The 12,989-nt window shown below is 71.0% G+C and carries 13 protein-coding genes; 7 read left to right on the forward strand and 6 right to left on the reverse strand.

The genetic code is table 11. The features are described from left to right. The 3 genes from BGP03_RS34030 to BGP03_RS34040 all read right to left on the reverse strand — a co-directional run bounded on the left by BGP03_RS34030 (window position 1) and on the right by BGP03_RS34040 (window position 3,333). Window positions 1-294: a hypothetical protein gene (locus BGP03_RS34030; RefSeq protein ID WP_296374479.1), complete on the reverse strand. Its 294-nt coding sequence runs from the start codon at window positions 292-294 to the stop codon at window positions 1-3. 217 nt (window positions 295-511) lie between these two features. Then, a complete protein-coding gene (locus BGP03_RS34035; RefSeq protein ID WP_296374482.1) occupies window positions 512-979 on the reverse strand; it encodes a (2Fe-2S)-binding protein in 468 nt (155 codons plus the stop codon). Window positions 980-987: 8 nt separating this feature from the next. Continuing rightward, window positions 988-3,333 (reverse strand): molybdopterin cofactor-binding domain-containing protein, encoded by a 2,346-nt coding sequence (locus BGP03_RS34040; RefSeq protein WP_298798105.1) that lies wholly within the window; start codon window positions 3,331-3,333, stop codon window positions 988-990. Between the two features lie 489 nt (window positions 3,334-3,822). Between BGP03_RS34040 and BGP03_RS34045 the strand changes: the two genes are divergently transcribed. The 3 genes from BGP03_RS34045 to BGP03_RS34055 are packed head-to-tail and all read left to right on the forward strand — an operon-like array spanning window position 3,823 to window position 6,707. Next, complete coding sequence (locus BGP03_RS34045) at window positions 3,823-5,088, forward strand: aspartate kinase (protein ID WP_296374486.1); 1,266 nt, start codon at window positions 3,823-3,825, stop codon at window positions 5,086-5,088. Next, entirely contained in the window at window positions 5,085-6,167 is a 1,083-nt protein-coding gene (locus BGP03_RS34050; RefSeq protein WP_296374488.1) for an aspartate-semialdehyde dehydrogenase, read from the forward strand. The genes BGP03_RS34045 and BGP03_RS34050 overlap by 4 nt, the downstream gene beginning before the upstream one ends. Window positions 6,168-6,182: 15 nt before the next feature. Continuing rightward, entirely contained in the window at window positions 6,183-6,707 is a 525-nt protein-coding gene (locus BGP03_RS34055) for a carbonic anhydrase (RefSeq protein ID WP_296374491.1), read from the forward strand. Here the strand turns inward: BGP03_RS34055 and BGP03_RS34060 are convergent. Next, window positions 6,658-7,056, reverse strand: a complete 399-nt coding sequence (locus BGP03_RS34060) for a hypothetical protein (RefSeq protein ID WP_296374493.1) — start codon at window positions 7,054-7,056, stop codon at window positions 6,658-6,660. The genes BGP03_RS34055 and BGP03_RS34060 overlap by 50 nt on opposite strands. 51 nt (window positions 7,057-7,107) lie before the next feature. On the opposite strand from BGP03_RS34060, the gene BGP03_RS34065 reads away from it, so the two are divergent. Beyond that, window positions 7,108-7,599 (forward strand): hypothetical protein, encoded by a 492-nt coding sequence (locus BGP03_RS34065; RefSeq protein ID WP_298798108.1) that lies wholly within the window; start codon window positions 7,108-7,110, stop codon window positions 7,597-7,599. A 10-nt stretch (window positions 7,600-7,609) separates the two neighbouring features. On the opposite strand, the gene BGP03_RS34070 is transcribed toward BGP03_RS34065, so the two are convergent. Together BGP03_RS34070 and BGP03_RS34075 are read right to left on the reverse strand one after the other, a co-directional pair. Beyond that, window positions 7,610-8,617: an endonuclease/exonuclease/phosphatase family protein gene (locus BGP03_RS34070; protein WP_298798110.1), complete on the reverse strand. Its 1,008-nt coding sequence runs from the start codon at window positions 8,615-8,617 to the stop codon at window positions 7,610-7,612. A gap of 16 nt (window positions 8,618-8,633) precedes the next feature. After that, window positions 8,634-9,377 (reverse strand): hypothetical protein, encoded by a 744-nt coding sequence (locus tag BGP03_RS34075; protein WP_298798112.1) that lies wholly within the window; start codon window positions 9,375-9,377, stop codon window positions 8,634-8,636. Window positions 9,378-9,611: 234 nt separating this feature from the next. Here BGP03_RS34075 and BGP03_RS34080 point away from each other — a divergent pair, with 234 nt between their 5' ends. The 3 genes from BGP03_RS34080 (at window position 9,612) to BGP03_RS34090 (ending at window position 12,817) form a co-directional block, all read left to right on the forward strand. Continuing rightward, window positions 9,612-11,063 (forward strand): catalase, encoded by a 1,452-nt coding sequence (locus BGP03_RS34080; protein WP_298798115.1) that lies wholly within the window; start codon window positions 9,612-9,614, stop codon window positions 11,061-11,063. 168 nt (window positions 11,064-11,231) lie between these two features. Further along, on the forward strand, window positions 11,232-12,344 hold the full coding sequence (locus BGP03_RS34085) for an alpha-glucosidase (RefSeq protein WP_298798117.1): 1,113 nt from the start codon (window positions 11,232-11,234) through the stop codon (window positions 12,342-12,344). Continuing rightward, window positions 12,341-12,817, forward strand: a complete 477-nt coding sequence (locus tag BGP03_RS34090) for a DUF3459 domain-containing protein (protein ID WP_298798119.1) — start codon at window positions 12,341-12,343, stop codon at window positions 12,815-12,817. The genes BGP03_RS34085 and BGP03_RS34090 overlap by 4 nt, the downstream gene beginning before the upstream one ends. Window positions 12,818-12,989: the final 172 nt, after the last annotated feature.

Consider the following 12,989-nt stretch of genomic DNA (forward strand, 5'->3'; position numbering starts at 1 on the left):
TCAGGCCAGGACCAGGCCGGCCACCCACTCCGACCGGACCGCGACGGCAGCCACGCCCGTCGTCGCGCAGAACCGCCACCGGGGCGGGAGGACGACGGGCAGCGCCGCCGGCGCGGTGGCGTCGCAGAGGGCCACGAGCACGCCGAGCAGGTCCATCGCCTGGCCGGCCGCCGCTCCGACCGGCAGGCCGACGTTGCGGACTCCGATGTCGAGCAGGGACAGCAGCGCCGTGGCCGCGATGACGGCGGCGCTGCGCACCGGGTGGGTCCTGCGGATCAGCCTGCCGGCCGTCATCAGGTGCCCCGGAGTGGCTCGTGGCGATGCAGACCGACCCCGCGGCCGACGTCTCTGAGTGGAGAAATCGTGGGGTCGGGCAGGCCACGTGGCGCAGCCGTCGTCGGGTGGGGAGCCCACCCGAAAATGGGGTGCCGACGGGACTCGGTCGAGGAGCAGCAGAGAGGGGCGGGGACGTGATCGCCCACGTCCCCGCCCCGGCCTCCCGTACCCGGCGCTACATCTTCGCGGCGCCGGCCTTGATCGCCTCGCGGATCCGGTGGTAGGTACCGCACCGGCAGATGTTGCGGATCTGGTCGAGGTCGTCGTCGCTGATGTCGGCGCCCTTCTCCTTCACCAGGGCGGCGGCCGCCATGATCTGGCCGGGCTGGCAGTAGCCGCACTGCGCGACGTCGCCCTCGAGCCAGGCCTCCTGCATCGGGTGCAGGTCCTTGCCGACGCTGGCGGCGAGGCCCTCGATGGTGGTGATCTCGTCGGACTCCTTGATGTCGGAGACCGGCACCGAGCAGGGGTTGAACGCCGTGCCGTTGATGTGGCTCGTGCAGGCCTTGCAGACGTTGAGACCGCAGCCGTACTTCGGGCCGTGGATCCCGAGCAGGTCGCGCAACACCCAGAGCAGCCGGACGCTGTCGTCGCACTCGACGGAGACGCGCCGGCCGTTGACGTTGAACACGTGTGTGGACACAGGGACTCCTAGATGCGGTTCGTGAGGCCGTCGGTGGGCGAGTTCGGCGACGAGGGCTCGAGCGGGTACGGCTCGAAGCCCAGCGTCCCGTGGTTGATCGGGAAGTAGGTGGGGATCCGCCCGATCGACTGCGCGTACGCGCAGGCCGCCGCGGCCATCGACGGCGCCACGGCCAGCTCACCGGCGCCACCGGGCTCACCCGTGGTCGGTGGCATGATCACGACGTTCATCTCCGGCGGGGTGTTCCACTGCCGGGTGTAGAAGTAGTTGTCCCAGCTGCCCTCGAGCGGTATGCCGTCCTTGATGTGCAGGCTCGACGTCAGCGCCATCGCGATGCCGTCGTTGAACCCGCCGATCATCTGTGCTTCGAGGCCGCGCGGGTTGAGCGCGAGCCCGACGTCCACCACCACGGTCGCCCGGGTCACGCGCGGGCCGGTGACGGCGTCCCTGATCTTCCGGTTGACCGTCTCCGGGCGGCAGTCCAGCTCGAGAACCGTGCAGATCGCGCCGCGGTACTCGCCGTGCAGGGCGATGCCCTGGAACACGCCGTCGGGCAGCGACCTCCCCCACTCGCCCTTGTCGGCGGCCTTCTCCAGCACGGCCTTGAGGCGCTCGTCCTTGAGGAAGGACCTGCGGAAGTCCACGCGGTCCTTGCCCATGCGCTTCGCCAGCTCGTCGACGACCAGTTCCTCGGCGGTGACGGTGTTGGGCGAGTAGATGTTGCGCATGCTGCCGGTGTTGTAGCCGAGGTCGACCTCGTTGAGCAGCTGGGTCGTGACGCCGAAGTTGTAGGGCGACGACTGGCTGAGCAGGAAGATCGACTGCGCGAACGAGTAGTTGCCGACCAGCGGCGACTTCGCGGCGGTGGCCGTGAGGACCTCGCCGAGGCCGTGGGTGAAGTCCGTGCGGACGCTGGTGTGGCGCTGCTCGTAGCTGATGACGTTGCCCAGGGCGTAGGTCGCGCGGACCTTCGCGACGCACATCGGGTGCGTGCGGCCCTGGCGGAAGTCGTCGGTGCGGGTCCACATGAGCTTGACGGGCTTGCCCATCTTCTTGGACGCCTCGGCGGCCTCCAGGGCCACGTCGTGGAACAGGTGGCGGCCGAACGAGCCGCCGCCCTGTGCGACGTGCACCGTGACGGAGCCCGGCGCCATGCCCAGCTCCTCCTCGATGTTCTGCTTCGCCCAGATCGGCACCTTGAGGCTCGACCAGATCTCGCCCTTGCCACCCTTGATGTCGGCGATGGCGCAGTCGGGCTCCAGCGGGGAGTTGCTGGCGAACGCGAAGGTGATCTCGGTGTCGACCGATTTCGTCAGCAGGTTCGGCACGGCCAGCGGCAGCTGCGCGGCCTTGAGCTTCTTCTCGACGCTCTCGTCGGACTGCCCGTCCACGGTGCCGCCGGCCCAGTCCACGTCGATGACCTGGATCGCGTCGATGCACTGGCCGAAGGTCTCGGCGCGGATCGCCACACCGTAGGTGATCATGGCGACGTCGGTGACGCCCGGCAGGGCGAGCACCGCGGCCAGGTTGTTGACCTTCTTCGGCTTGCCGTTGATCGTCGGCGGCCGGGCCACCATCGTCGGCTTCGCGTCGGGGGAGACCTCGAGGTCCATCGCGAACTGCTTGCGCCCGGTGACGATGTCGAGGGCGTCGATGCGGTTCTGCGGCGTGCCCAGGAGCGTGAACTTCGACGTCGGCTTGACCAGCACCGAGGTCGAGGTCAGCGTGGAGGACGCGGCGGGCACGGCCAGCGATCCGTAGCTCAGCGCCTTGCCGGTCGGGGTGAGGATGTTGCCGCCCGCGGTGGTCAGCTGCTCCACCGGCACGTTGAGCTGCTTCGAGGCGGTCAGCAGCAGCTGCTGGCGCGCGAGGGCCGCCGCGGTGCGGACCGGGATGTAGAGGCTGCGCACCGAGTTCGAGCCGCCGGTGAGCTGGTTGAGCATCAGCTCGGGCCGGGCGTCGGCGAGGGAGACGGTGACCTTGTCCAGGGGGAGGTCGAGCTCCTCGGCGATCATCATCGCCACCGTCGTGGTGATGCCCTGGCCCACCTCGGCGCGGGGCATCGCGAACGAGGCGGTGCCGTCCTCGTTGATCACGATCTTGATCAGGTACGCGGTCGGGAGCGCCGCATCGTTCTGCAGGTCCCCGAGGTCGTAGGCGTCCGACGGTTGCGGTGGCGACGGGATCGCCGCACTCGCGTCGTCGGGGGTGAGCAACTCCCAGGCGCCGCCCGCGGCCACCGCGAGGGTGGGGGCGGCGATCAGGTAACCCATGAACCGGCGACGTCCGAGCTCGCGGGACGACGTCTGGCCGGGCGCCGCCTCCGGTGCGGGCGCTCTGCGATGAGCGGGCATCGACAGTCCTCTCTCCCCTCCCTGAGCGGACGACGGGCGCGGTCGGTGTCGTGGGGAGCCGTCAGGGGCGGTTGCTGCCTCAACGATCGCGTTGAGGCGGCGATGCGCTGCGGGTGCACCTTCCCGGGGTGGCTTGCCGTGCCGAAAAGGCGGAGAGTAGGCCTTCTATGCACCGCGCAAGCGGATGTATCGACGAATTCCAGGCGCAAGAGCGAAATTGAAACGGCGATATCGGACAATCGGACGGTAACCACGGGTGCCTTCTCCGGCCGTTCCAGTTCACCCGTTCAGGCGATCTGGTTCGGCTCCGTGGCGGCCCGACGACCACCACCGTGTGCTGTGGGTCATTCCGGTCGGCGTAGCGGTCGCGTCCCGGTAGGGTGGGCTCCCGACCAGCGCCCGAGGTGGAGCGCCGCGCCCCGGGCGCGGGCCCGGCCGGGTGATGAGCCCAAGGGGCACGCGCGCCGTGCCAGTAGGAGGAGGTCGGCGGTGGCCCTCGTCGTGCAGAAGTACGGCGGTTCGTCGGTTTCGGATGCGGATCGCATCAGACGAGTCGCCGAGCGGATCGTCCGCACGCACAAGGAGGGGCACGACGTCGTCGTCGTCGTCTCCGCGATGGGTGACACCACCGACGAGCTCCTCGACCTCGCCGAGCAGGTGTCGCCGGCCCCGCCCCCGCGCGAGATGGACATGCTGCTCACCGCGGGCGAGCGCATCTCCAACGCGCTGGTCGCCATGGCCATCCACTCCCTCGGGGCACAGGCGCGGTCGTTCACCGGCTCGCAGGCCGGCATGGTCACCACGTCCAAGCACGGCGACGCGCGCATCCTGCAGGTCAACCCGCAGCGGCTGCAGGAGGCCATCGGCGAGGGCTCGATCGTGCTGGTGGCCGGGTTCCAGGGCGTCAGCCAGTCCACGAAGGACGTCACCACGCTCGGCCGCGGCGGCTCCGACACCACCGCCGTGGCGCTGGCCGCGGCGTTGCAGGCCGACGTCTGCGAGATCTACACCGACGTCGACGGCATCTTCAGCGCCGACCCGCGCATCGTCCCCGACGCCCAGCTCATCGACCAGATCACCTACGAGGAGATGCTGGAGATGGCCGCGTGCGGGGCGAAGGTCCTGCACCTGCGCGCGGTCGAGTACGCGCGCCGCTACAACGTCCCGCTGCGCGTCCGCAGCTCGTACAACGACAAGCCGGGATCGCTCGTCACCGGCTCGATCGAGGAGATTCCGTTGGAGAACGCGATCATCACCGGGGTCGCGCACGACCGGTCCGAGGCCAAGGTCACCATCACCGGGGTGCCCGACACCCCCGGCATGGCCGCGCGCATCTTCCGGACCGTCGCGGACGCCGACATCAACATCGACATGGTGCTGCAGAACATCAGCCACGTGTCCGACCGGCGCACCGACATCACGTTCACGCTGCCCCGCACCGACGGTGCGCGCGCGGTCGCCGCGATCACCGCGGCCCAGGCGGAGATCGGGTTCGCCGAGCTCATCCACGACGACGAGGTCGGCAAGGTCTCGCTGATCGGGGCGGGGATGCGCAACCACCCCGGCGTCACGGCCACGTTCTGCGAGGCGCTGTCGAACGCCGGCATCAACATCGAGACGATGAACACCTCGGAGATCCGGATCTCCGTGATCTGCCGGGTCGACCAGCTCGACACGGCGGTCAAGGCGCTGCACGACGCGTTCGAGCTGGGCGGGGACGAGCAGGCCGTGGTGTACGGAGGGACGGGACGATGAGCGGGCTCGCGAACGCACCCTCGGCGGGGCCGGTCCTCGCGATCGTCGGCGCCACCGGCGCCGTCGGCACCACCATGATCGAGATCATCGACGCGCGGGAGAGCGTGCCGTGGTCGGAGATCCGGCTCGTCGCCTCGGCCCGCTCGGCGGGCAAGGTGCTGAAGGTGCGCGGCGAGGACGTCACGGTCCGGCTGCTGGAGCCCGAGGTCTTCGACGGCGTCGACGTGGCCCTGTTCGACGTGCCCGACGAGGTCAGCGCCGAGTGGGCGCCGATCGCCGTCTCGCGCGGTGCGGTGGCCGTCGACAACTCGGGCGCGTTCCGGATGGATCCCGAGGTGCCGCTGGTGGTGCCCGAGGTCAACGCCGAGGCCGCTGGACGCCGTCCCAGGGGGATCATCGCGAACCCCAACTGCACCACGCTGTCGATGATGGCCGCGATGGGCGCGCTGCACCGCGAGTTCGGGCTCGAGGCGCTGGTCGTGGCGTCGTACCAGGCCGCGTCGGGAGCCGGCCAGCCCGGCATCGACCGGCTGCAGGCCGAGCTGTCGGCCGTCGCGGGCAAGGATCTGGGCCACCGGGCCGGCGACGTGGCCGAGGCCCTCGCGGCCGCGGGTCTGCCCGCCGACTCGCCGTTCCCGGCGCCGCTCGCCCTGAACGTCGTGCCGTGGGCCGGCTCGCTCAAGGACGACGGCTGGAGCTCGGAGGAGCTCAAGGTCCGCAACGAGTCGCGCAAGATCCTCGGCATCCCGGACCTCAAGGTCTCCGCCACCTGCGTGCGCGTCCCGGTGATCACCACGCACGCGCTGGCGGTGCACGCCACGTTCGGTCGCGAGGTCTCCGTCGAGGCCGCGCACAAGGTGCTCGGCGCGCAGCCGTCCATCGTGCTGCGCGACGACCCGGCCGCAGGTGAGTGGCCCACCCCGGCCGACACGGTCGGGGGCGAGCCCACGGTGGTCGGGCGCGTCCGGCAGTCGCTCGACTTCCCCAACACGCTCGAGCTGTTCGTCTGCGGTGACAACCTCCGCAAGGGCGCGGCACTGAACACGTACGAGATCGCGGAGACGGTAGCCGCTTCATAGAAGAAAGGGACCCCGATGGCCTTCGAGGAACTGTTGCACCGCTACGAGGCCGGCGGCGGCCGCCTGGCCGCCACGCGCGCCGAGGGGCTCGCCGTACCACCTGCGCTGCACACCGCCCTGCTGACCTGCATGGACTCACGGATCGACGTGTTCACGCTGTTCGGTATGCAGCTCGGTGAGGTGCACGTCCTGCGCAACGCGGGCGGCGTGGTCACCGACGACGTGATCCGGTCGCTCACCATCAGCCAGCGCAAGCTGCAGACCCGCGACATCCTGCTCGTGCAGCACTCCGGGTGCGGTCTGCTCACGTTCACCGACGACGACTTCTCCGAGGAGCTCGCCCAGGAGGTGGGCATGCGGCCGGCGTGGCGCAGCCACGCGTTCCGGGACCCGGTGGTGAGCGTCCGCCGGGACCTCGCGCAGCTGCGGCACGACCCGTTCCTGCACCCCGAGACGCGGGTGCGCGGCTTCGTGCTGGACATCGAGTCGTTCACGCTCGAAGAGGTGTTCGTCGAGGGCGAACTGTCGGCCACCGGCTGACGGGATCGGGGCGGTGGCGGCCGTAGGGCCCGAACGCCGTCGCGATCGTCGGTGACATGCCGTCCAGCACCTCGTCGGGGTGGTCGGCATCGGCGTCGAGAGGCCGGATGAGCTCGCCGTCGAGCACCTCGGTGACGGCGGCGAACACGGCGGCGACGAGCCGGCTGCGCCAGTCGGGCGTCCCGTCGGCCACCGCCGCGGCGAGGTTGTCGCGCATCGCGGCGGAGAGGTGCGCGCGCCGCGCCCGCAACGCCGGGCTGGCGGCGATCGTGCCCCTGAACCGGGTGTAGGTGGGCAGGTGGCCACGATCCCGGCGGCGGGCGAGCTCGTCGCGGTAGAGGGACTCCATACCCTCGCCGGCGGGCCGGCCCGGTGCGGCACGGACCGCCGCAGCCGGCCCGTGCTGGGCTTCGTCACCACGTTCCTGCGTCCGGGCGGATTCGCCGGCAACGCGCGGCAGTGGGTCCGTCCGATCCTCGGCGACGGTGTCGTCCGGTTGCCCTATCCGGAGTCGGGCGACTCCGCGATCGACGAGCGCGACATCGCCGACACCCCCGCGCCCGTGCTGCTCGCGGGCCCCGGCGGCCCCCACGACGGCACGGCCCCCACGCTGACGGGGCCCGAGTCGCCCGCCCGGCGTCAGGAGGTGCAGATCCTGGCCGACGCGCTGGGCCGCGAGGTGCGCATCGACCCGGTCTCCCACGACGAGGCGCGCGCGTTCATGACCGCGACGATGCCGCCGTTCGTAACCGACTCCCTGCTCGAGTACTGGGCCGCGGCCGACGGCCGGCCGGACCAGATCACCGACGCGGTGGAGTCGGTCACCGGACGCCCCGCGCGCACGTTCGCCACCTGGGCGCGCGAGATCGCGGTGCCGCTGACCGTCGGCTAGGGCCTAGCAGCTAGGGCAGGCGCAACGTGGTCGTGACGGCGCGGTGGTCACTACCGGGGAGGTCGTGCACGCCGAACTCCTCGGCGATGATGCCCGCCGTCGCGAACACGTGGTCGATCTGCGGCCCGGCCGCGTCACGTACGCCCGGCCCGGCCGCGTACGGCCCCCACGTCGGGACGAGGCCGTCGCCGCGCTGGGAGGCCGCGTCGCCGCAGCCCGCCGTGCCGTCGCGCAGCGGGGAGTTGTCGAGGGTGGCGTTGAAGTCGCCGGCGACGACGGCCGGCGTCGGGCCCGCGCACCACTTCTGCAGCAGGTTCATGTCCTGCACCCACTCCGGCACCGATCCCGGCACCGGCGCCACCGAGTGGAAGGCGATGAAGTGCAGCCGGCCCAGTGCGCCGCCCGTGACGTCGACGTAGGGGAACGTGGTGGTGTCGCGGCCGATCGTGACGTCCACGTCGCCGAGTCGGTCGGACACCGCCGCCGTGACGTTGTTCACGTCGTTGCGGCCCTTGCCGGTGGTGGAGTGCAGGCGGTAGCCCAGCGGCTCGATGGCCACCGCGAGCTTCGCCGCGAAGCGGCTGCCGGACTCCGGGAGCGAGATCAGGTCGGGCCGGTCGGTGCGGATCAGCTCGGCCAGGGCGGGGACGCCGGCCTGGCCCTCGTAGGTGTTGAACGCCAGCACCTTCAGCGGCGTGCCGCCGGTGGGCAGCGGCCCGGCGAAGGCCCGGGGCAGCGTCATGCCGGCGCCGACGAGCAGCACCACCAGCGTGCCCGCGACGAACGGCCACACGCGCCGGTCCAACCGGAGCAGCGCCGCGAGCAGCACCAGCAGCACGAGCACGCCGACCAGCACCACCGGGCGGAACGAGACGAGCTGGGCGAAGGGGCTGCGGCGGTCGAGCCCGAACAGCAGGTCCGGGACGGTGCCCATCGCCACGACGAGCGTGAACAGCACCGCCACCAGATAGCGGAGGACGTGGCGGGCACGCCGGTGGGGGAGAGCGGGCGCGGTCATCGGCGCCGAGTCTGCCCTAGATCGGATGAGAGACCGCTGAGGACGGCAGCCGCGACACCCCGGCGGCGACGCCCGCCACGCCGAGCCCGACCGACCCCGCGACGACCAGGGCGAGCGCCGGTGAGCCGATGTCGATCAGCCGACCCGCCACCGGTGTACCGACCGCCGCTCCCAGCGTGATCGACGACCCGTGCAGGCCGGTGGCGAGGCCGCGCGACTCCTCGGGAGCCAGCCGCGCGACCGCCTCCGACGCCGAGGCCAGCGACGGGGCGCAGAGCATCCCGGCCGGCACGAGCAGCAGCAGGTAGCTCCACCACGGCCCGCCCAGCGCCACCAGCATCGTGGCGACACCGAGCGCGGCCACGAGCCCGAACAGCGGTGCCTGCCGACGCGCGGCCCCGTAGGCGAACCCGCCGGCGAGCGACGCCAGGCACCACATCGCGTTGACCACGGGGATGAGGTCGGCGTGTCCACCCGTCTGGAGGGCGGCGATCATCGCCAGCTCGGTGCCGAAGAGCATGAACAACGCGGAGGTGGTGGCGAGCAGGACGGCGACCATCCGGGCGTCGAGCCAGGTGCGGATCGGCTCGGGTCGCGTGTCGCCCCCCTCGGAGCGGGTGGGCGGGTCGAGCCACCACAGCCCCGACCCCGAGCACAGCCAGCCGATCCCGACGATCCACATCGCCGTGGTGGAGGAGGTGGTGAGCGTCAACGTGGTGCCCAGCGCGGGCCCGACGATGTAGGACAGCTCCACCGACATCGCGTCGAGCGCGTAGGCCGGACGCCGCTGCGGATGGTGGCGGGCGTGGCGGGGATGCGGGCGAGGAACGCGACACCCGAGAGCGTCCCGACGCCGGGCAGACGCAGGACGGCGCGGTACTCGGCGGTGACGGCCACGTCGCCATCGTCGTCCAGCCCACCGACGGACGCGATCGGGTTTGCCCGGCGTGAGCACGGGCACCCCGAGGGGAATGCCCACTGCGAAGGAGACATCGTGACCGCAACCGAACCGCGCCACACGACCACCGACGGGGGCGCGCCGGTCGCGAGCGACGAGCACTCGCTCACCCTCGGCGCCGACGGCCCCATCCTGCTGCAGGACCACTACCTCATCGAGCAGATGGCGCAGTTCAACCGGGAGCGCATCCCGGAGCGCCAGCCGCACGCCAAGGGCGGCGGCGCGTTCGGCTACTTCGAGACCACCGAGGACGTCAGCCGCTTCACCCGGGCCGCGCTCTACCAGCCCGGGGTGAAGGTCGACACGCTGATCCGCTTCTCGACCGTCGCCGGTGAGCGGGGCAGCCCCGACACCTGGCGCGACCCGCGTGGCTTCTCGCTGAAGCACTACACCTCCGAGGGCAACTACGACATGGTCGGCAACAATGTGCCGATCTTCTTCATCCGCGACCCGCTGAAGTTCCAGCACTTCATCCGCTCGCAGAAGCGCCGCGCGGGCAACAACCTGCGCGACCACGACATGCAGTGGGACTTCTGGACGCTCTCGCCCGAGTCGGCCCACATGCTGAGCTGGCTGATGGGCGACCGGGGCATCCCGAAGACCTGGCGCCACATGAACGGCTACTCCAGCCACACTTACATGTGGGTCAACGCGCAGGGCGAGAAGTTCTGGGTCAAGTACCACTACAAGACCGACCAGGGCATCGAGTTCCTCGAGCAGGCCGACGCCGACCGCATCGCGGGCGAGGACGGCGACGCCCACCAGCGCGACCTCTACGACACGATCGAGGCCGGCGACTTCCCGTCCTGGACGCTGTACGTGCAGGTCATGCCGTTCGAGGACGCGAAGACCTACCGGTTCAACCCGTTCGACCTCACCAAGACCTGGCCGCACGGCGACTACCCGCTGATCAAGGTCGGCAAGCTGACCCTGAACCGCAACGTCACCGACTACCACACGGAGATGGAGCAGGCGGCCTTCGAGCCGAACAACCTGGTGCCCGGGATCGGCCTCTCCCCGGACAAGATGCTGATCGGCCGCGGCTTCGCCTACTCCGACGCGCACCGGGCCCGGCTGGGCGTCAACTACAAGCAGATCCCGGTGAACCGGCCGATCGTGCCGGTGCACAGCTACTCCAAGGACGGCGCGATGCGCGTCGACAACGTGTCCGACCCGGTCTACGCGCCCAACTCCTACGGCGGCCCGCACGCCGACCCGTCACGCACCGACGAGTCCGGCCTCTGGTATGCCGACGGCGAGATGGTGCGCTCGGCGTACACGCTGCGCGCCGAGGACGACGACTGGGGCCAGGCGGCCACGATGGTCCGCGAGGTCCTCGACGCCGCCGCCCGCGACCGCCTGGTGGAGAACGTCGTGGGCCACCTGAAGGACGGCGTGACGGAGCCGGTACTGGTGAGGGCGTTCGAGTACTGGCGCAACATCGACAAGGAGATCGGCGACAAGATCGAGGCCGGCGTCCGGGCCTGACCCACCGACCCACCCCCGCGAGTCGGCACTTTCCCGTGCGCGAGTCGGCACTTGCGGGGGTGGGGGTGAGGTGAGGTGCTCCCGACGGCGAGCGGTGTTCTGAGCGGAGCGCCCGCTGCCCGCGGCCGACCGCCTGCGGGACCGGAGCCGGCAGGCACGATGCCCCTCATGAGTGGGTGGAAGTCAGCCGTCGTGTACCAGATCTACCCCCGCTCGTTCGCCGACTCGAACGGTGACGGGATCGGGGACCTGCCCGGCATCACCGCGAGGCTCGACCACCTCGCGCTGCTCGGCGTGGACGTGCTCTGGCTCTCGCCGATCTACCGCTCCCCGCAGGACGACAACGGCTACGACATCAGCGACTACCAGGACATCGACCCTGCGTTCGGCACGCTCGCCGACTTCGACGAGCTGCTCGCGGCCGTCCACACGCGCGGCATGAAGCTGGTCATGGATCTCGTGGTCAACCACACCAGCGACGAGCACCCGTGGTTCGTGGAGTCGCGCAGCAGCCCCGACAACCCGAAGCGCGACTGGTACTGGTGGCGGGACGAGCCCAACGACTGGCAGTCGTTCTTCTCCGGATCGGCATGGGAACGCGCCGGGGACCAGTACTTCCTGCACCTGTTCTCGCGCAGGCAGCCCGACCAGAACTGGGAGAACCCGGAGGTCCGCCACGCGCTCTACGCGATGATGCGGTGGTGGCTCGCCCGGGGCGTCGACGGCTTCCGGATGGACGTCATCAACCTGATCTCCAAACCTGACGGCCTGCCGGACGGTGACGCCAGCGCCCTGTGCGCCGACGGCCCGCGCGTCCACGAGTTCCTGCAGGAGATGCACCGCGAGGTGCTCGCCGGCCGCGACCTGATCATCGTCGGCGAGACGCCGGGCTCCACCGTGGAGGACGCCCGCCTCTACAGCGACCCGGCCCGCGGCGAGCTCGACATGGTGTTCACGTTCGAGCACGTCGGCCTGGACGCCGGCGCCACCAACTGGGATCTCCGGCCGCTGCACCTGCCCGACCTCAAGGCCAACCTCAGCGCCTGGCAGGACGGCCTCGCCGACGTGGGCTGGAACTCGCTGTACTGGGACAACCACGACCAGCCGCGCATCGTCTCCCGCTGGGGCGACGACGGCGAGCACCGCGTGGCCAGCGCGAAGAGCCTCGCCACGGTGCTGCACCTGCTGCGCGGCACGCCGTACGTCTACCAGGGCGAGGAGCTGGGCATGACCAACGCCACTTCACCCGCCACGACCAGTACCGCGACATCGAGTCGGTGAACTGGGCGGCGCACGCCGCGCTGCCGGAGGAGCAGGTGCTCCACGCCCTGGCCGTCAAGTCCCGCGACAACGCCCGCACCCCGGTGCAGTGGGACGCCTCGCCGAACGCGGGTTTCACCACCGGCGAGCCGTGGCTGGCGGTCAACCCGAACCACACGGAGATCAACGCCGCGGCCGCGGTGGCCGACCCGGACTCGGTGCTCCACCACCACCGCAAGCTCATCGCCCTGCGGCACGAGCACCCGGTGGTGGTGCACGGCGACTACCGTCTGCTGCTGCCGGACGAGGAGCAGGCCTTCGCCTACGTCCGCACCCTCGACGGCGCCACGCTGCGGGTGGTGGCCAACCTCAGCGGCGAGCCGGCGACGGTCGACGAGGGACTGCTCGGAGGGGCGCTCGTCCTGTCGACGCACCCCGACGCGGCGGGTGGGGAGCTCCGGCCGTGGGAGAGCCGGGTGCTGCTCACCGAGTGATCCCCATCCGGCGCACCGCAGCGCCCTGGGGAGGCGGCAGCTGACGGCTGGTGCCGGTCATGAACGTGGCCCGGTCCGGGTGATCGGCCCCCACCGCACGCTGTCGCCTGCGGGTTCAAGGGGTCGTCGCAACACCGGTGGTCAGTGGGTTGAACAGTAGCCCTGTAAGGGC

It is taken from the genome of Pseudonocardia sp. 73-21 (assembly GCF_001899645.1).
Classification (GTDB): domain Bacteria; phylum Actinomycetota; class Actinomycetes; order Mycobacteriales; family Pseudonocardiaceae; genus Pseudonocardia.